Below are 17,865 nucleotides of genomic sequence, written 5' to 3' on the forward strand. Positions count from 1 at the left end.
GCTCACTCCTCATCCATGGTGTCGACGCCCTCGAGCCAGGCTCGATCAACGGCACGGTCCTTGAGCATGCCCAGGGTCGAACGAAGGTAGCCGGACAGGACCTCGCGCGGCATCATCACGAGCTGTTCGGCGTACCAGAGCGGCAGCGGCTTCATCCGCGGGTTGTCGTTCAGCGTCAGGAAGGCGGTGATGCTGGCCAGCCTGTCGAGGGCCTCGGAGTCCCACTGCCCCGGAGCACCGACGGTCTCGATCTTCCAGATCGGCGTTCTGAGGCCGACCTGGATGTGGAAGCCGATGAGCCCGTGGTTCGCGACCGTCCGAGGCTCGAAGCGCTTCATCTGGCGTCCCAGCGCTTCGTAGTAATAGGCGGCCGTCCGATGCCCTGCGCGCAGGGCACCACGGAGAAAGCGGAGAATACCGACCCGCCGCAGCTGCACCCACTCAACTTGCACGAGGTCCAGCGCTTCGCTGCCGATCGCCTCGGGGGAACCCGCCGATCCCTTCTCACGGAGCGCGTTCAAGACGGCGGCGTTGAGGTCGCGGCGCGACTGAAGCGAGACGAGGAACGGACCGTTCGGGTCGTTCGGGTAGATGGACGGCAGGAACCGCTGCCAGAACGCCTCCATCACCTCGATCAGCTCGCACCACTCCTCCTCGACGTCGGGCTCGGCGAGGCTGAGACTCTGCTCGGCACGCGGGACAAGGAGCGGGATGTCGACGAAGATGACATCCGGTTTCGTATCCGAATCCAGCAGGTCCGTCAGGAGCTGGTAGACGAGGACGTACTCCTTCCATGCAAGTCGCTCGGACGCGTCCAGGAAGTTCATGTCGTTGATGTCGACGCGGCTGTCCTGGAAGCCCTCCGTCACCTGGTTGCCAGACACGACGATGTCATGACGGAGCGCTGCAGCTCCATAGAGAATGCCGCCCAGGGCGGGCATGCTCCGGCTCTTGGAGGAAACGCCGACGGCGTAGACGCGATCGAACCGGCGCGACTCGACGCTGCGGATGATGCCGCCACGCACGAAGAGCGGAGCCTTCGAGTCGATGTACCGCATCTTGTTGGCGATCTTCCCGGCGGTGCCGGGAAGCCGCAGGCTCATTGCCGCGGCGAGTGCGCGAGCCAGCTCGATGCTCTTCATGTCGTCGTCTCCTCTGAGGCAAGCAGTGCCCCGAGCTCACGCAGGTACGCGTGCATCCCGCGCTCCTCGAGAAACCGGACGAGAGCCCCGCGATCGCTCGGTGCCGACGCACCGGAGGCCGCGAGCCCCTGACGCGTGAGCTCCTCGAGGGCTCGACCGACGTCATTGGCGCTCAGGTCCACGCCAAGGAGCGCCCCGGCTCGAGATCGCAGGAGCTCCGCTGTCTGTGGGCCGCCGGCCGCAAGGAGCAGCGCAACGGGGACGAGCACCCCTTCGCCGACTGTCTCGGCCTTCAGCGGGTTGGACCCCTGCCGTGCGATCTCCCTGGCCTCCGCCGTGACCGACGGAGGCCACGACAAGAGGTGCCCAAGCAGGCTCTGGCGATGCGCCTCGTCGGTCAGCGCCGTGTAGGTAAGCAGCTGGAGCGCGGAGAAGAACACCGGACCCGCGGTGTTGGTTGCCTGGTACCGGAGGAGCACGGGCTTGTTCTGGGCATCCACGGCGAGCACGCCTGCGCCGAGCACTGTGTCGAAGAAGTGGTCCGACCGGACCTTCACCTCTCCGCCGAGGACCTCCTCGAGCGCACCGTCGGTCATGCGAGCAGCCGAATCCGCGGCGCGGCGTCGGGCTCCCAGCTGGACCGGCGTCTCGAAGTAGCGGCCGAGGTCCAGATCCGTGAACGGCGGCACGACGATGACGGCGACCCGCGACCGCGCGAGCGCGGACGATAGCTTGCGCATGTCGACGAGCCGCTCGGCATCCAGCAACCCACCGACGACGACGAGCGGAGGCCCCGACGGATCAGCCAGGAGCCGATCCATGGGAACGCTCTCGACCTCTGCCGTCTGCGAGAGGACGCCGATCTCGAACAGGTCAGCCTGTGCCTCGACGATGCGCGCTTTCATCGGAGCTCCAGCTTCGAGCGGATGAGCTTCATCTCCTTGAGCTCGCGAATCGCGTCGGCGTGGTCCGGGTGGTGGTCTTCGTCGTAGGCGCCGGCCTCCAGGTCGCCGGAGATATCGACCCACAGACCGAAGTGGACGCCCTTGCCAGCGCCCTCAAAGAAGCCTGCGCCCTCCTGGGAGACCTCGCTGTTGAACGCCTCGTAGCGCGCCTTCGTGGCCCCGAAAGTCGCAGCCGGCGTCGGCTCCGCCTTGGCGGGCTTCCGGTTCGACTTCAGGACCCGGTTGAGCGCGCGCAGTTCCTTCTCACGGATCACCTGCCGGAGTTCCGTCTTGAGCTCGTCGAGCTTCTCTGTGACCTGCTGCGGGAGCCGCTGGACCGCTTGGGCGGTCGCGACGACCTCGGTCTCCAGACTCTTCAAGAGCTCGGTCTCTGCCACTTGATCGATCAGCGATTGCACCTGCTGCTTCAGGCCTCCCTCCACGAGGCCGCGGAACTTCTGGACCTCGAGCTTGAGCGGGTTGAGCGATGCCTGCACCAGTTGCGGAGCGTCGGCCGTGAAGTCGCCCAGCGACTGCCACGCGGAGGCGGCGGCCTTGTAGTCCTTGACCGCCTTCGCCCACTGCTCATGGAGCTTCTTGAACTGCGCGAAGAAGCTACCGGGCTGCTCCTTGCTGATCAGGTCCCTCAGCGCGTCCATGCGCTTCCACGAGTGTTCGTACTGCGAGTTGACCAGGTACTGGTCGATCATCAGCGTGTAGGACGCGACCGGGATCGTCGCCATCCGCGTCTGCGTGCCTGCCGCGGCGGGCCCTTTCACTGCGTTCTCGAGCTCGGACTTGATGGCCTTGAGCGGCAGCGTGACCGGGGCGATGGGGAACGGGTGGCCCTCGGCCTCATCGAGCGTGGCCGCCTCGCCTAGCAGATGGTCGATCTCCTCGATCATCTCGTCCCGAGTAGCCAGGAACGTCTTCTTCAGCCACGCCAGGAAGGTGACGCGCTCCCACAGCGAGAGCGTCGAATACCGGGTCTCGTAGAACGGGATTCGCGGCGGCGAGCAGTCGAAGTGGAGCGTCGTCTCGCCTATCTCAAGCGGGCACACACCGAGGATGCGCTCCTCGATGTCCAGGACCTGAGCGACGACCGTCTTGAGCGATCTCTCGGTCAGGCTGTCGATGTCAGCGGTCAGGTGGTCCGAGCTCACCTGCTGGATCTTCCTTTCCGCCGTCACCAGCTGCTGCTTGGCCGTGGGATAGTTGTTGTTCAGCAGAATGCTGGCCTGCGTCGGGAACAGGTCGGTGAGCGTCTTGACCAAGTCCTTGCACTCCCCTTCGAGCCAGGTCGACGCCGACTGGCGGCGGCTCTCGAGCATCGTCCGGTCGACGGCCTTGTAGAGGTCGTTCTTCTTACGGACGAGCCCGATGCCGATGAGCACTTCGAGGATCTGCTCGAGCTGCTGCGGTGCCTTCATCTCGCTGTCGGGCACCGCGAAAAAGAAGCTGTTGGCGAGCTTGCTCACCGCCGACTGCGTCTTGAGCTCTTGGAGGAGCGCGAAGAAGCACCGGGGCACCTTCGGAAGCAGGCTGCCGTCGGTCGTCAGCACGCCGAGGAGGTCGCCGTACTTCCACGCCACAGGTGGATCGATGTTTTTCTTCGCCGCCTGCCGGCAGTTTTCGAACTCCACGTTATTCAGGGGTCCGCCGGCCGTGTCGACGGCTGCATCGAGCGAGCAGTCGTTCGCCAACATGTAGCGGTAGCCCTTCGCGAAATCGGCTGTGCTGCTGCCGGTCTTGCGGCTCCAGATGGGAGCGAGGAGGTAGCCGGTCTTGCGGAGGCCGTTCGCCCACTCCCGGCTCTTCGCCTGCCACTCGTCGCGGTAGGAACCCTCGAGCCCCTTCGCGACTTTGCTCAGGCGTGCCTCGTGGGCGTTGTAGGCGGAGCCCCGGCCCGAGTACTTGAGAAGGAACTCCTCCTCCTGCGACACGAGGCGCCGCGTCAGTACGCAGCGGCGAAGGGCCGGCGACGTATCGAGCTGCTGCTCGAACGATGCCACGTCCGCGCCTGCCGGGAACAGGACGAGGATCGGGTGGACCCGCTCGAGGCCGATGTAGGCGCGCAGCTTGTCGAGGGTCTGTTGCGCGTCCAGGCAGTACACGACCGTGCACCGACCATCCGGCGTGACCCGAAGCCCGTCGAGCGACGGCGAGCCAAACGCGGAGGTGAGCGCCTTGTGCGGAACGTCCTTGAGCCCCGAGATGTGCTTGGTGGCCTCATCCTTGAGGTGGTCGTCGAGGAGCTTCGCGAGGCCAAGGCAGATCGCCGTCCCGCGCTTCGCCTTCGTCTGACTGATGCCGCGGACGTACTCGTCGAGCGAAGCCTCGTACTTGCCGTCCCTGAAGAAGCGAACACTCTCAGCCGCCGAGACCAGGAGCTTGTTGAACTCGCGCCAAAGCCGGAACGACATCCCTATGAACCGGGTCCCGTCGACCCGGTACTCCGCCTTCGAGAAGATGCGGTGGAGCGACTCGGCCGCGAACTCGATGCCCTCTCGCGGGTAGAGCGCCGCCAGCTGCTCGCCCCATTTCTCCAGGTCGGCGTAGACGACGAAGTCACCAGCGGCGCCCGGGGCTCCCCCGACCGCAACGGAGAACGCTCGCAATGCCTCGAGCAGTCCGACGACGGACACCTCGCAGGTCGGGGTGAAGTACGTATCCGTCTTCCCTTCCTGCGCCTTGAAGCCGAACTCGGGGCGGGTCAGCTCGTTCGCGAGCGCGCGCTCGTCGATGTGAACCTGAAAGAGCTCCGCGAAGGCGTGTCCGCGGCCCGCGACCTCGTGGGCGAGCAGCGCATCGGCCATCTCCTCGGTCAACGCCGCCTTCGCCGCCCCGCCGACCGGAGCCGGCAGCTGGCCGTACACGAGCCGCTCCAGCTCCTGCTCGGGGACCCCGGTTACCTTGCCGAGCAGGGGGAGGACGGCGTCGTCGTTGAAGATATGCTTGGCCCGGGCATCGGTCTTGGCAAAGTCCTTCAGGAGCTCCCACGCACTCGAGCGGTAGCCGCGCTCCATGTGCCGGGCGTACGTCTCGTGGATGGACGACATGATCACGTTCAGCCAGCCGAAGTTCCGGTTGGCCGAAAGGAACGCGCCCTCGAGCGTCCCCACCGGGTACTCGACGGCGTGCGGGTCGACCAGGCCGCCCTTGATGTGGTCGACGTAGCTCTGCACGTCGGTCAGTTGGTTCGGCTCGATCGTGACCGAGCTCGCTCGGCGCAGGTTCGGACCGATATGGATCTGGTCGCGCATGCCCACGCTGCACAGCAGCAGAAAGTTCACGTCCGGATGCTGGTTTCGCCAGTTCTCGTGCTTGATGACCTCCGAGACCATCAGGAGGTACTCGTCGTCGACCTTGGTCTGCGTGTCCTCGCGAAGGCCCCGTTTCAGGTCACCGGGCGTCTCGACCTCGTCGACGATGATCCAGAGGTGGTTCAGGCCAGCATCGCCCAAGACCTTCTTCGCATCACGAAGCCGGTCCTCGAACGATCGCGTGTCGTCCTCGACGAGCGAGAGCGCCTTCATGTTCACGCCCTTGGCCTGCATCGCCGCCTGGAGGTCCTCGTAGAGGTCCCGCGGCCCGCCAGCGGCAGGGTCGGCGCGCAACGTGTGCCGCAGGGCTTCGACCGCCAGGCGAGCCACCCACGTCGCAGCGTCGAGCGCCTCGTCGCACACGGTGCTGTAGCGGATGTAGAGCGGCAGGATGCCATCCTGCAGCGCCGGCTCGAGCACACGCGGCTTCTTGTCTGGCTGATGGAAGGGCGGGATGACGTACTCGTTCTTGTTGAGTAGCCACCGGTCGACGCGGCCCGTCGCTTCCGCGATGAGCTCGTAGCCAAGCCGTGTCTTGCCCAGACCCCAGTCGCCGAACGCGATGAAGAAGCCGGCGATGTCGTTCGCGGCGCCGTCCCAGAAAGATCGGCGGAATTGGTGGAGTGCGTTGAACACCTGGTTCTGGCCCACCATGGAGAAGGAAGGCGGATAGAGTGCGACCCCCTTGGCGGCCCACGGTTTGGTGATGATCATCGGTCTTCTCCCTGCATCTCCCTGGAGGAACCCGTGGGGGTCTGCTCCGCAGTCTCGACTTTCATGGTCTTGTAGAGGGGCGTGAAGTCGATGCGGACGCGACGTGCGCCGGGCTCCCCGAACAGCCCTCGTCCCATGCGGGGCTGTCCTGGGTGGCGGTCGAGCAATCGCAGCTGCTCGTGGTACATCGCCGTCCGGATGTAGCTGTCGAGGACGACGGCTCGATCCTCGTCCGGCACCTGAAGGAGCTCGCCGAAGCGCTCGCTGAGCTGACTCACGATGAGAAAGTCCTCGGAGTCCGCGCAATCGCGAAGCGCCCGCGCGAACGCCTCGTCGTCGGTCAGCCGCACAGGCGCTGCTCCCTCGAATCCGAGCTCGACGAGGTTCTCCACCGCCAGCGCACCAGCGAGTCCACCGGCGTCCAGGCCCCAGGTCGAGGGACCACCATCGAAGGCTCGGATGTGGAAGAACACGGCCAGGGCCTTCTTGAGCGCGGTCGGGAGGTCGTTCGTCGAGGGTGTTCCACCCTGGACGCCCTCCCACACGACCGCCGCGGTCTCGCCCAGAGCCGAAAGGTCAGCGCGCCAACACGGCCCGAGGGCGAGCTCGGCGTTGTCGCGCAGCAGCGTGTTGAAGCCGTCGCAGTTGCGCTGTGCGATCTCGAGGACATCGCCCTCGGGCGACGTGAGCGACAACGCGCCCGTGGGGATACCGCCCGGTGCCTCGACTCCCAGCTGCCAGCCCGCAAGGCAAAGCCCGATCACCAAGCGCGTGCGAGGCTCACGTCGAAGCAGCTGCTTCGCGAGGGCGCGAGCCCAGCCGACGTCAGCCTCCGCCTCGCGAAACGCCTTCCCCAGCGCGACGCCTTCCGCGGTGGCCCAGAGACCCTTGTCGACCCGCTCGAAGAGGCTGATCCCGTTGATGCGGTAGCGGGCGCCGCTGCGCTCCATCCCGTACGTGTTGATGACACCGTCGGTCCCCTTGCCGCGCGGCGCCCCGCCCCTGAACTGCATCGTGGGAGCGATGTCGAAGACCACGCGCTCGAGATCGGCCCGTGAATAGACGCGGCCTGGCTCGGCACGGGCCGCCGCCTCCGGGTACTCCTGGATGCGAGCCGCCTCGCTCCATAGAAACAGTTTGGGGAGCGCGATACGCACCAACGGCATGTTCATGCCTGTCCTCCGTGGAAAGTCGCCAGGAACTGCGACAGGCGAACGCGGTAGGGCTTTTCGCCCCGGTTCTGCAGGTGTCCCGGATGAGCCTTGATCTTGGATTGGTAGTCGTCGGTCAGACGCAGCACGTCGGACAGCGCTGGCCCAGAGCGAATCCTGGGTGCTGGCCCCCACCGGCCAGTAGCCGACCTGCTCCAGCATCGAGTGGACGTGGCGCCACAGAGGGCCCCGCCCGGCGCGGTCGAGCTCGAGATGCGCCATATCCCCATCGACGTGGATCAGCGCCGCCACATCGCCCGCCTCGGCCGAGGTGACCTCAACGATGGCACCTTCGACGAGCTCGAACATCCCCTTGTCACCTCGAAGGAAACGGGCGTCCTGCGCCATGTCTCGATGCAGCGAAAACCACGGCGTCTTACGATCGTCACTCACGGCGAACTCGTCCGAATGGAGCTCCGCCAGCACCGCCCACACCTCGTCCCGGTAGTGGAAGGCCCGCCGCGGCTGGCTGCGCATCCAGTCGACTGCCAGGTCGACCTTGCGAGGCCTCATGCGGCACCGCCCTCCGACGCCCGCAGCGCGAGCTCCTCGACGATGCGCTTCTGCAGCTCCTTGCCGGGCCGGAACACGGTGCGCAGGCGCGCCGCCATCAGTGACGACTGGTAGTCGTCGCCGAGCACCAGGAGCTCGTCCTGGCGGCGCAGGATTCGAAGCTCGAGGAGGTTCCGGAGCAGGTTGCCCATGAGCTCGTCGGAGACACGGCCGTCGACGAGGCCGAAGGGTGCGTAGCCCTGCGCGCGAACGAGGTCGCCGAGCAGCTCGGCCACGCGGCCGACCCCGCGCGAGCCCACGAGCACCGAGACGTCGTGCAGGCCGCCAGACGCGGGCACGTAGAGTTCCACGGTGGGCATCGTCGACGCTGGCGAGCGCCAGGCGCAGATGCCCAGGTGGATCACCGCGGCGTAGAACGGGTGCTTCACCACGGCATCGCGGAGATGTTCGACGAGCACTTCGTTCAGCGGCGCGTCCTCCTCGAACATGCGCTGGCCACGCGCATCGACGATCGGGGCGCCGCTCAGCACGCCGAAGCGCTGCGTGTTCCACGGCTGCGGAATAAAGGCGCTGCCAAGGCCGAACCCGTCCTCTCTACTGAGCGGCAGAGGGCGCAGCACCGCAGCGCTCTCGACAGCGACGGGCAGCGCCGCGCAGGCGGGGCCGAAGCGCCGCAGCGCGAACTCGAAGAGTCCCTTCGGACGCGCGGAGTGTCCAAGTGTGTAGCTGTCCCAGGCGGCGAACGGCCGCGAGCGCTCGAGGAGGTCGGCCATGCGAGCCTCGAGCTCCGCCGACGTGAAATCGACCAGACGCTTGTCGCCCTCAAGGGGCACAAGGAAGGCGTTGAGCTCAGCTAGCAGCGGCGCGAGCTCGTCTTTCGTCCACTCTTCGAGCTCCACGGTCATGCCCGTGCGGCCGGCATCGACCAGCCCTTCGACGAGGATGCTGAGCAGGTAGGCGCGGTACTCGGGCACCGCGAAGCACAAACGACGGCCGGCCTGCTGCGCGTCGCACTCAACGAGGTGCACGAAGGGCTGCGTCAGGTGCCAGGCCACCGGACGACCGTGCTCGTCGTGAACCGCCTCGAGGGCACCTGCGTTCTCGAACACCGAGACCCACGGCCCAGCGCCGAGGTCATCGGCCTCGTAAGCCGACACCTCGCCCCACTGGGCAAGATGCTCGAAGAGCGTGACCGCGTCGTTCGGGCGGGCGGGGAGACTCATGCCGCAGCCTCCATGACGAGTTGACAGGCCGCTCGCGCGCTGTCGGCCGCGGCCCAGCGGCGGAAGTTCGTCGCCGCCTTACGGGAGCGCAGGACGACCCACTGCTCCGGCTTCTTCGGACCCTTCCCTATGCTCCAGTCCCAGCCCGACCATCCGTCGGCGGCGTACTGCTCACCGCAGGGAGCTAGCCTCCAGTCAGGCAGCCGGAGCGCCTCGAGATCGCCGATCATCTCGGACGGCGTCTGGTATCGGGCGGCGGCGTCGGGCGCGACCGCCTTGTTGATGATGCGCGCCAGGCTTTTGGGCACGTATGGCTGCGTCCGCCCGAAGGAGATCACGCCTTTGCCGGACGCTGCCCGGACCAGCGCACGGTCGACCACCTTCTGCCTGTCGAAATCGTCGACGCAGCCGCCCGATGCCTCTGCCAACTCGCGAAGCTCCTTCCTCGCCTCGCGGTCCAGGTAGGCGTCGTCGTTGTACGGCAGAGCGCCGTGCACCATCTCGAAGAGCACCAGGCCCACCTGGTAGAGGTCCGACCGCACGTCGTAGCGGCTCGGCGTCGCCCATCCCTCGACCGGCACGTAGAGCGCGCTGTGGCGCGAGGCGGTCACACTCGCACTCGCATGAGCGAGTCGTGCGACCGAGCCGAAGTCGGTGATCTTCGGCCAGATGCGCCCGTGACGCTGCGAGATCAGCACGTTCGCGGGCTTGATGTCCCGGTGAACGAGGAGTGCCTGGTGAAGCTGCGCGAGCCCGTGGAGGAGTCCAATCGCCGCGCGGACGGCCTCCATCATCGGGAGCGGGCCACCGCTCAGGCGCGAGAGGATGCTGCTGCCGCCGACATACTCCATGGCGACGAGGACGAAGTCGTCGCCGAGGCGCTGCGCGTCGTGGACCCGCACGAGGTTGCTCTCGTTGCCCTCGGTCCTGGTCGCCTCCACGAGCAGGCGCGGCTCCGCGAAGAGGTCACCGCTCGGATCGGGATAGAGGACCTTCAGGAACACCGGCAGGTCGAGGGGTACGTGATGCGCACGAAAGGCGTACGCGTTCGCGCCCTCGGTGTTCTCCGCCTCGAGCCTGTACTTCCCGGTCGCAGCGATGAGCTGCTGGACGTCCTGAAGGGTCGTGCTCATTCGTCGAGCCCCCACCACGCGACGAGCACCGCGTCACGCCAGGTCTTCGGCTTGAAGTCCGCGCCGCCATTCAAAACGTTCTCGGGAGAAGCAGACGTGATGGACGCGAAGCGCTTCTCCTGCGCACGGAGAGATTGCGGCGCGACAAGGTCGACGGTCAGCTCGAGCTCAGCACCCACCAGCTGGACGATCCCCTCTGCCTTGACGCGCGAGGCCGACGGCCCTCGAAACTGCGAGGAGCCGGCCTGCAGTACGCAGATTCGCTCTACTCCCTGCTCCGCCAGGAAGGTCGAGAGCAGCCTTCGAAGGCTCACCAGCGCGTGCCCCTCACACGCGTCGACGGGCAGCTTCTGCGACGTGGACGGGAGCGGCAGAACGCGGGGTTGAGCTCGGCTGCCATCGAGGAGCGCCCACTTGAAATCGGTCGAGCTAGGAGCGATGCCGAGAACCTTCATGCGTCGTCCTCCGCCAGCTCCGGGATGTCGTCTGTGGTCGGCGCCTTGACTGTCCCCGAGAGGATCGCCTGCACATCGAGCGTGCCCTCGATCAACGCTTCGACGTCGGCCTTGGCCTGCTCCGTGAGGACCCTCGCCTCCTCGACAAGTCGGCATGAGGCCGCAAAGTCCTTCTCGAGCCGAGTGCAGGTCTGCGACGACAGCTTCGGGAACCGGAAGCGAGCAAAGTCGACAGGATACAGCTCTTTCTGTCGAATTCCTTTCGAATATCGGGTGGTTTGAAGCTGGCCGAGTGGCGAGTTCAGCATCCCGGTCACGAGGTGGGGGAAATTGAAATGTGGTCGCAGGGCGACTCGCGCGACGTGGCTGTTCACCGCTGCCGGGAGGTGGAACTCCTCAACCACGACCGTTTCGCCCAGCGGCGGGCCCGTGACGGTGTAGAGGAGTTCGCCAGCTTCGATCCGAGCGCGGGCGTTCCGCGAAAGCCAAGCGTCAGTAACGAGTCCACTCGCCCCGTTCCGGTCCAGCACGAACGGGTCTACGTGAGTAACCGTCAGAGCGGGGACGGAGCCGTCGGGGTCGTAGCTCGGCTGCACGCCCTTCACCGGTGCCTCCACCAACTCTGAGAGACTCCAACACGGCTGGCCGTCTAGCCATCCGTCCACGGCCAGAAAGCTCGGGCGGTAGAACTCCGGATCGAGGCGGTCCTCGAAGATGCGCGGCTCAACCGTGTGCGCGATCTGGCTTGCCGCCTTGTCCTGTAGTTCGGCCGGGCCTCGGTTGCCCCAGGCCCAGCTCTGGGCCAGGAGTTCCATGGCCCGACTTCGCAGCTTGGCCGAACGGCTTCGACAGCGCTCCGCCAACAAGACCTTCGCGCCGATGTAGTCCTGGATGCGACGGTCGGGGAGCGGGACGGGCAAGCTCTTGAGATAAGTCGTGGAAAGCGTCAGCTGTCCCGTACTTCCCGTGGTGCCCTGATCGAACAGAAGCCTACCGAACCGCCCCTGAAAGTACACGCACAGGAACCGCGGATTCAACGTACTGTCGGACACCCGAACCACGCCTACTTCTCGGCTGTGGATTGCCTCAACATCGGTGTCGAACACACACGCCTTGCCGGTCGAACCGGCCCCCTTGAGAGTTACAAGGATGTCCCCACGTTGCAGCTTGAACCGCTGCAGGCGGCTGAATTCATCGGCCGACACCCAGTTCGAACCGCTCATCTGTAGTTGATCGTTAGCAACGTTCCGCGTGATTACGCAGGGGTAGTCGTTGCTCGTGTACTTCGGGTTCGGCCCCTGAGTGATCCGCGAACAGAGATCCCCCAGCGGGACTACACGGCGAGCAGCACCCGCTACGCGGGCACGCGCCTGGAGGTACTGAGGCAGGTGAGCCTGCGCACTCAGCCAGTCTCCGATGAGCTGACCAGGCGCTACCCATGCGTGGTTAGCGCCCATTAGCGTACGCTCCAGCAACGGCGACGAGGTCGTTTCCCTGCGGATCAGGTACTTCGGTCTTGCCCTTCTTCAGGTAGCCAACGTGCTCGGCGACAGCCATGAAGACCGGCCCCTGCTTCTCAGCCAGATGCCGCTTCTTCTGCAGGTAAAGGAAGCTGGTCTTGGCGCCCGTGCCCGCGATGGAGAAGGTCTCCGTGGGCAGGCTTACGACGGCGCGCACGATCGCCTTTCCGCCGAGAAAATCACCCGTCTCCTCGTCCTTCGTCCCCATCAAGTACTCGCGGATGTAGGCGTCCCCCGAGTTGCAGAGGATGCCGTCGGGCAGGACGATCAGGAGCCGCCCGCCGGGCTTCAAGAGCTGCAGGTTGCGGTCGATGAACAGCGAGGCCGGGTCGGCCTTGGCGAGCTCCTTCCGCTTCGCCCGGTTCCCGGGAGTCCACGACCAACCGAGCTCGAGTCCGCGCGCCTCGTCGCGCATGCGCGCCAGCCCGCGAGGATCGTCGTACTTGCCGGAGCCGAACGGCGGGTTGGTCAGGATGACGTCGAACTTCCCGATGAGCCGATCGATATGCGGGTCGACAAGCGAGTCGTCGACCTTCAGCAGCTGGCTGTGGTCCTCGCCGTACAGCAGCATGTTGATGCGAGCCTTCTGGATCGATCCCGCGGCCTGGTCGGCGCCGAAGAAGCTGTGCCGCTTCATCTGCGAGAGCCAGCGCAGCTTGTCGTCGTCGGAGTGGCCGACGTGGCGGTCGTCGAGCACGCGCCGCTTTACCTCGCGCAGAGCGCCGATGGGGAAGCGCCCAGTACCGCAACAGATGTCGCCGACGAGGAAGGCGGGGAGCGCGGCTTCCTCGTCGGTTTGGGGGTTCCAGCGCTCGCGTTGTCCGTCGTCGCCCCGTCGGGCCCACAGGTCCGCGTCGAGGATGTCGTGGAAAACCATGCGGGCCATGCACTCCACGACCTGGCCAGGCGTCAGGTAGGTCGCGAGCCCTTCGTCGCTCGCGTACTTGCCGCGAAGGAACACGTCGAAGGCCCAGCCCAGCAAGTCTTCGTGGATGAGGTGCGCCCGCATCTCGCGGGCCTTCTCGCCGTTGCCGAGGAGCTCGCGGTCGGGCACGGAGAGCCGGATGGGCTTGCCCTCACGATCGCGAAGCTCGAGGGCCTCGATGGCGAGCGCGAGGACCTCCGGGTTCTCGAGACGCAGCGGCTCGTCGTACGAGAAGATCGTGTGCACCTCGCCAGTGATGTCGGTCGCCTTGTACTGCGGGAGGTTGTTGATCTCGCGGAAGGCGTCCTTGAGCTGGATGACCGCGTCCTTCTTGTGCTCCCGCACGTGGCTAGCCGAGTAGACGTCGGCGAACCGCTTGCCCTTCGCGGCGCCGCTCGTGAGCACATAGCCGGGCGCCTTCTCGAGGTGGACCTTGAGGAAGAGAAGCTTGCCGAGCTCGTCGATAGCGGCATTGGTGGGCTTGACGCCGCCGCGCGAGTAGATGGCCTCGTGCAGCTGATCGAACTTGCGCTGGATTGCCCGGAAGTCGCCACGGTGGTACTCGGCCGAGACCTCCTGCACGAGCCGGGTGCGGGACTCGGAGATCGGCCGGGCGACGGTCTTCCACTCGTCCCGGGCCGGCAGCGCCGAGACCTGCGCGTCCTTCTCGACGTCGAAGATGAAGTCGTTCTCGTCATCCCATACCCAGACGAAGCGAAACGGCTTACCGGCGGCGGCGCCGAGGCCGGCCTTGAACTTCGCGTCGTCCTGCACGGCAGGCCGCGAGGCATCGCCGGGCTCGCCGCTGGCGAAGAGGATGACGGGTTCGTCCTCGTCGAGCGCGACAAGCTCGGCGGTCGCCGACATGGATCCGTCGCCGAGCGGATCGAAGAGCGCGAAGTCGTCCTTGATCTGCTGGTAGCCGAGCTGCGAGAGCTTTTCCCGCGCCCCATCGCGGAGCGCGTCTGTGGTGTTCTTCCTCTTGGCCATGGGTCCTCTCGCTACCGTCGCCGGTTGAAAATGTTGGTGCCCGCCACGACGAACTGCTCGGTGAGGAGCTCGCGCACCAGGTGCTCTGGCAAGCTGGTCTCGTTCGCTACCACCCGCACCGCGCTTGCCAGCGGAGCACCGAGGCGGCCGTCGAAGAACTTCTCGACGGCGTTTCGGACTCGGCTGTCGTCGGTGATCGCCGTTCCCCGCGCCGCCCACATGTCGTTACCTGTCCGTTCGAGCGTCGGATCGAGTCTCATCAGCAAGAGGGCCCGCTCGGCACCTCCCACCTCCGTGAGCTCGGGGACGGCCTCCACAACGCGCTCGGGCGTCGCGGGACCGCGGCCGATCAGGAAGTCGCGGATCTTCGAGGTGATTGGGCCGATCATGCTTCCTCCTCGAGCGGGAGGCGCAGCTGGGCGTCGGTCGCCTCGCCCCGCGAAGTACTTTTCGAACGCCGGATGCCTTTGACCGGCGTGAGCTGCAGGGCCGGCCAGATCGCGGCGACGCCGTTGATGGCCAGCAGGTCCTGCGGCTCCAACCACGCCGAGTGACCAACGAGCTTGCGCTCCTTCGGGTTCGCGGCCTTGTCGATGATGCGGCCGAGGATCGCGCAGAAGTCGCGGGCGCGTCGCGTGACCGTGGCCTTGCTGTAACGGAAGCTCCAACGCCGCAGGACGCTAGCGACGACGTCCGGGGTCAGCACGTCGTCGCCAGCCACGCGCCTGATCTCCTCAAAGATCGCGCGGCCACGAACCCCTTCGAGGATCACGCGAGGCTCGAAGCGAAAGCTGACGTCGCGGCGCCCGAGACTGGTCGGCCGGATCCCACCCTCCTTGAACAGCCGGGCCCAGCGCGCGGCCGCCAGGTAGTAGTGGACGTTGCGGAGGTTCTTGAATTCGATCTTGTGCTGGAGCCACGTCGGGTCGTCCTCGCCGAGCACGACCATCTCAACTATGCGGTTCAGCGGGGCCAGTTGCATGGCTTGTCGTACGACCCGATCGCGTGACGCCATGTTGTTCCTCGGCACGACGGCAAAGCGAGGCGCCGACCCGAGTGCCCGCGTGAGCACATCACTCCGCACAAGGCGACTCCAGCCCCCAGGAGAGCTCATGCTCGGCGCCACGGCGTTCACAGCGTCGCCTTCTGGAGGTAGTCGTCGGCAGCTTCGATGAGCGCGGTCCGCGCCAGCAATGCCTCGCGGCGACGCTGCATCGCTCGGGTGAGCCGGGTCTCGAAGTCCTCTCGCCAGACTTGACCCAGCACCGGGACGAGCAACTCGTCGAGGTCGCGCTTGTTGACAAATCGCTGCACGGACCCGGAGGAGAGCAGCCGCAGCTGCGTGCGGACGAGGGAATGGGCGAGCGCGACAGCGAAGACGCGGGGCGTCTCGTGGAAGCGGAGGGCAGTGAAGGTGGCGCTCCCGAGGAGCGGCTGCTCCTCGGGGCCGAGCTCCTCGTCAAGGTAAGCGACCTGGTCGCCCGAGCCGGTCGTGCACAGTAGGACATCGCCCACCTCGAGCCGCTGCCGCATGCGCGAGGACAGGTCGGACAGGGGCCGAACCTCGCCGCCCTCGACAAGGAAAGTACTCTCGTTCACGTCGTCGGCCTGAACGGCGAAGACCTCCTCGTCATCGGCGAGGCCACGAAGGCTCGTGCCCGCGGGCTTCGCAAGCTGGAGCAACGGCCGCATGGCCGACGATGCTGCCGAAGAATGGCGGAACACGCGCCCGCGGTTGAACGGGACGTCCCACCGGTCCGCCAGCTGCGATCGGAGAACCTCGATGGCGGTGCTGGGGGGCTTGACCCCGGAGACACGGTGGTCTATCTCGGTGTGGATCGCCGTCACAACCGCGTTGAACTCGGCACGGGCGCTCGCGGTCAGGTCGACGGCCTGCTGGTACTGCAGCCCGAGCGACTCCTGCAGGCTGCGCGGGGGCAGCGGGATCGGGAGGCGCGCGATGTCCGAGAGGCGCAGGCGCGGCAGCGCCGACGAGCCACCGCGGTACGCGAGGTCACGCAGGATCCGGTTCAGCGTCGGCGTGCAGAACACGGCGGCCAGGTACTCGGGCAAGACCGCCGGCCGGGGCCGGATGATGGTTAACTCCGACGACACGGCGAGCTCTGCAGGCATCCCCGACTGGACCGCGGCCGCACGAAACGGCTGGGCTGCCCGCGTGAACAGGACGTCGTTCTCTTGGACGTTGATCCACTTGGCGACGGTGCCGTCGACATGGGCCATGCCGCTCAAGTCCAGCTCGCAGGGCCGCACGTTGTTCAGGCGGAGCATCGGGATCCCCGATGCAGCCGAAGGCAGGCGAGCCCCGTCGTGGATGGACTCGACGATATCCTCGAGGCTAACGTGTCGACTGCCCTCCGAACTCATTGTCGACCGCACCAACTCGCGCCCGAGGTAAAAGGCCGGGTCGAGGCGAACGTGCCGCTTGCCGAGGTCGGCGCGGGAGAGCGTGGCTACGCGCATGTGGCTACCTCGCGTTCGAGGAAGTCGTCGAGCTTCGACCGCGCCGCGCCAATGTCGCCGCGGAGGTCGTGCGCCTCCACGTCGACCATGAGGATCGGGTAGTCGTCGGCCGACGCCGGCTTGCGGAGTATCACGACGGAGCACTTCACCCCCGTGCCGCGGAGGCAGGTTCCGGCAGGCAGGCTGACGACCGCCAGCAGACGCACGTGTTCGAGCAGCCACTCGCGGAAGTCCGCATGCCCGGCGCTCGAGAGCAGGCCCTCGGGCAAGACGGTGACGAGGAGAGCGCCATCGGCCATCGCCGCAAGCGCGTGCTCGATGAACAGCAGCTCTGCAGGCACGCGGCTGCGCACCTTGCCCCCGCGCTTCGACAACTCAAACCTGGCCAGCTGGGCTCCGCTCAGTTGGAGGCCGAACGGCGGGACGACGATCACACCGTCGTAGGACCCATCGAGGTTCGACTGCAGGAAGTCAGCGAACACACGCTCGACGCTCGGAAGCATGCGCTCCAGCAGCGGCTCGAGCAGGCGAAGCTCGGCCGGAAGAAAGATCGTCCCCTCCGCGCCGAGGAGTGCAGCGATCTCCGCCCCGGCTCCGCCTGAGACCAGGAGACGACGGGCGCCGAGCTGATGTCCGCGCACCAACGGCGCCACGCTCTCGGTCAGCCCGGAGAACTGGCCCTTGTCGGGAAGCAGTGAGGACAGCGCGACGACGAGACGGACCAACTCCTCGGGCGCGTTCGGGCGGAGTCGAAAGCCGGCCAGGAGCGCAGCCGCCGTGCGGAGCGGTTCTACTGCGACCGACTCGTCACCACCGAGACGCGAGACAGGCACACCGCCCGTGGGGCGTACGAGGTCCGGCCCGAACACCTCATCGCCATCCAGGCGAGCGACCATCTGGGCGACGCCCAGCTTCGTCGCATCACTGTGACCGGCGGCCGCGTGAATCAACTGCCCCCAGGCGCCAAGGACTCCTACCGACGGAAAGTGGCTGCGCTCGGCGACGGGCAGTGCCCTCACGGGGACGAGCCCCTCCTGCTCGCGAGCGTAGAACGATGGATAGCTGCCGCCGTCGACGATCACGAATGCGTAGCCCTCGCCCGCGAGGAGCTCGAGATAGCGGTCGGACACATCACCGCGCTTGGGGCGAAGCAGCACACCGCGCTCACCGCCAAGCATGAACTCCCCAGCGAGCGCCAGCCGTCCGATGACCGGCTGCGCGGCGTCGGTTACGTCGATCCCGAGGCTGCTGAGGTAGGTTCTCGCGTCCAAGACCATCTCTCCATCACGCG

The 17,865-nt window shown here is 66.6% G+C and carries 13 protein-coding genes; all 13 read right to left on the reverse strand.

Annotated features, from left to right (window positions below):
* Positions 1-2: 2 nt before the first annotated feature.
* A complete protein-coding gene (locus tag ACGFMP_RS00735) occupies positions 3-1,142 on the reverse strand; it encodes a hypothetical protein (RefSeq protein ID WP_093716996.1) in 1,140 nt (379 codons plus the stop codon).
* On the reverse strand, positions 1,139-2,047 hold the full coding sequence (locus ACGFMP_RS00740) for a hypothetical protein (RefSeq protein ID WP_393669428.1): 909 nt from the start codon (positions 2,045-2,047) through the stop codon (positions 1,139-1,141). Before ACGFMP_RS00740 ends, ACGFMP_RS00735 begins: the two co-directional genes overlap by 4 nt.
* Entirely contained in the window at positions 2,044-6,123 is a 4,080-nt protein-coding gene (locus ACGFMP_RS00745; RefSeq protein WP_393669429.1) for a hypothetical protein, read from the reverse strand. Before ACGFMP_RS00745 ends, ACGFMP_RS00740 begins: the two co-directional genes overlap by 4 nt.
* Positions 6,120-7,847, reverse strand: a complete 1,728-nt coding sequence (locus ACGFMP_RS00750; RefSeq protein ID WP_393669430.1) for a hypothetical protein — start codon at positions 7,845-7,847, stop codon at positions 6,120-6,122. Before ACGFMP_RS00750 ends, ACGFMP_RS00745 begins: the two co-directional genes overlap by 4 nt.
* Positions 7,844-9,070 carry a hypothetical protein gene (locus ACGFMP_RS00755; protein WP_393669431.1) on the reverse strand — a complete coding sequence of 409 codons (1,227 nt, stop codon included), beginning with the start codon at positions 9,068-9,070 and terminating at the stop codon, positions 7,844-7,846. Before ACGFMP_RS00755 ends, ACGFMP_RS00750 begins: the two co-directional genes overlap by 4 nt.
* Positions 9,067-10,203 carry a serine/threonine-protein kinase gene (locus ACGFMP_RS00760; RefSeq protein ID WP_393669432.1) on the reverse strand — a complete coding sequence of 379 codons (1,137 nt, stop codon included), beginning with the start codon at positions 10,201-10,203 and terminating at the stop codon, positions 9,067-9,069. The genes ACGFMP_RS00755 and ACGFMP_RS00760 overlap by 4 nt, the downstream gene beginning before the upstream one ends.
* Entirely contained in the window at positions 10,200-10,658 is a 459-nt protein-coding gene (locus tag ACGFMP_RS00765) for a hypothetical protein (RefSeq protein WP_393669433.1), read from the reverse strand. The genes ACGFMP_RS00760 and ACGFMP_RS00765 overlap by 4 nt, the downstream gene beginning before the upstream one ends.
* Positions 10,655-12,115 carry a restriction endonuclease subunit S gene (locus tag ACGFMP_RS00770; protein ID WP_393669434.1) on the reverse strand — a complete coding sequence of 487 codons (1,461 nt, stop codon included), beginning with the start codon at positions 12,113-12,115 and terminating at the stop codon, positions 10,655-10,657. Before ACGFMP_RS00770 ends, ACGFMP_RS00765 begins: the two co-directional genes overlap by 4 nt.
* Entirely contained in the window at positions 12,105-14,093 is a 1,989-nt protein-coding gene (locus ACGFMP_RS00775) for a class I SAM-dependent DNA methyltransferase (protein ID WP_393669435.1), read from the reverse strand. The genes ACGFMP_RS00770 and ACGFMP_RS00775 overlap by 11 nt, the downstream gene beginning before the upstream one ends.
* An 11-nt stretch (positions 14,094-14,104) precedes the next feature.
* Positions 14,105-14,482 (reverse strand): hypothetical protein, encoded by a 378-nt coding sequence (locus ACGFMP_RS00780; protein WP_393669436.1) that lies wholly within the window; start codon positions 14,480-14,482, stop codon positions 14,105-14,107.
* Complete coding sequence (locus ACGFMP_RS00785) at positions 14,479-15,108, reverse strand: hypothetical protein (protein ID WP_393669437.1); 630 nt, start codon at positions 15,106-15,108, stop codon at positions 14,479-14,481. Before ACGFMP_RS00785 ends, ACGFMP_RS00780 begins: the two co-directional genes overlap by 4 nt.
* Positions 15,109-15,224: 116 nt before the next feature.
* Positions 15,225-16,574 (reverse strand): hypothetical protein, encoded by a 1,350-nt coding sequence (locus tag ACGFMP_RS00790; RefSeq protein WP_393669438.1) that lies wholly within the window; start codon positions 16,572-16,574, stop codon positions 15,225-15,227.
* On the reverse strand, positions 16,565-17,845 hold the full coding sequence (locus ACGFMP_RS00795; protein ID WP_393669439.1) for an N-6 DNA methylase: 1,281 nt from the start codon (positions 17,843-17,845) through the stop codon (positions 16,565-16,567). The genes ACGFMP_RS00790 and ACGFMP_RS00795 overlap by 10 nt, the downstream gene beginning before the upstream one ends.
* Positions 17,846-17,865 lie beyond the last annotated feature (20 nt).

Origin of the sequence: Streptomyces sp. NPDC049040 (assembly GCF_043197715.1) — a bacterium.
Classification (GTDB): domain Bacteria; phylum Actinomycetota; class Actinomycetes; order Streptomycetales; family Streptomycetaceae; genus Actinacidiphila.

What these genes read in the sequence shown, in the direction of transcription:
- ACGFMP_RS00755 (WP_393669431.1), bottom strand. Translation starts at nt 9,070, where the DNA reads ATGAGTCTCCCCGCCCGCCCGAACGACGCGGTCACGCTCTTCGAGCAT.
- ACGFMP_RS00760 (WP_393669432.1), bottom strand. Translation starts at nt 10,203, where the DNA reads ATGAGCACGACCCTTCAGGACGTCCAGCAGCTCATCGCTGCGACCGGG.
- ACGFMP_RS00740 (WP_393669428.1), bottom strand. Translation starts at nt 2,047, where the DNA reads ATGAAAGCGCGCATCGTCGAGGCACAGGCTGACCTGTTCGAGATCGGC.
- ACGFMP_RS00790 (WP_393669438.1), bottom strand. Translation starts at nt 16,574, where the DNA reads ATGCGCGTAGCCACGCTCTCCCGCGCCGACCTCGGCAAGCGGCACGTT.
- ACGFMP_RS00785 (WP_393669437.1), bottom strand. Translation starts at nt 15,108, where the DNA reads ATGGCGTCACGCGATCGGGTCGTACGACAAGCCATGCAACTGGCCCCG.
- ACGFMP_RS00770 (WP_393669434.1), bottom strand. Translation starts at nt 12,115, where the DNA reads ATGGGCGCTAACCACGCATGGGTAGCGCCTGGTCAGCTCATCGGAGAC.
- ACGFMP_RS00780 (WP_393669436.1), bottom strand. Translation starts at nt 14,482, where the DNA reads ATGATCGGCCCAATCACCTCGAAGATCCGCGACTTCCTGATCGGCCGC.
- ACGFMP_RS00735 (WP_093716996.1), bottom strand. Translation starts at nt 1,142, where the DNA reads ATGAAGAGCATCGAGCTGGCTCGCGCACTCGCCGCGGCAATGAGCCTG.
- ACGFMP_RS00745 (WP_393669429.1), bottom strand. Translation starts at nt 6,123, where the DNA reads ATGATCATCACCAAACCGTGGGCCGCCAAGGGGGTCGCACTCTATCCG.
- ACGFMP_RS00750 (WP_393669430.1), bottom strand. Translation starts at nt 7,847, where the DNA reads ATGAGGCCTCGCAAGGTCGACCTGGCAGTCGACTGGATGCGCAGCCAG.
- ACGFMP_RS00765 (WP_393669433.1), bottom strand. Translation starts at nt 10,658, where the DNA reads ATGAAGGTTCTCGGCATCGCTCCTAGCTCGACCGATTTCAAGTGGGCG.
- ACGFMP_RS00775 (WP_393669435.1), bottom strand. Translation starts at nt 14,093, where the DNA reads ATGGCCAAGAGGAAGAACACCACAGACGCGCTCCGCGATGGGGCGCGG.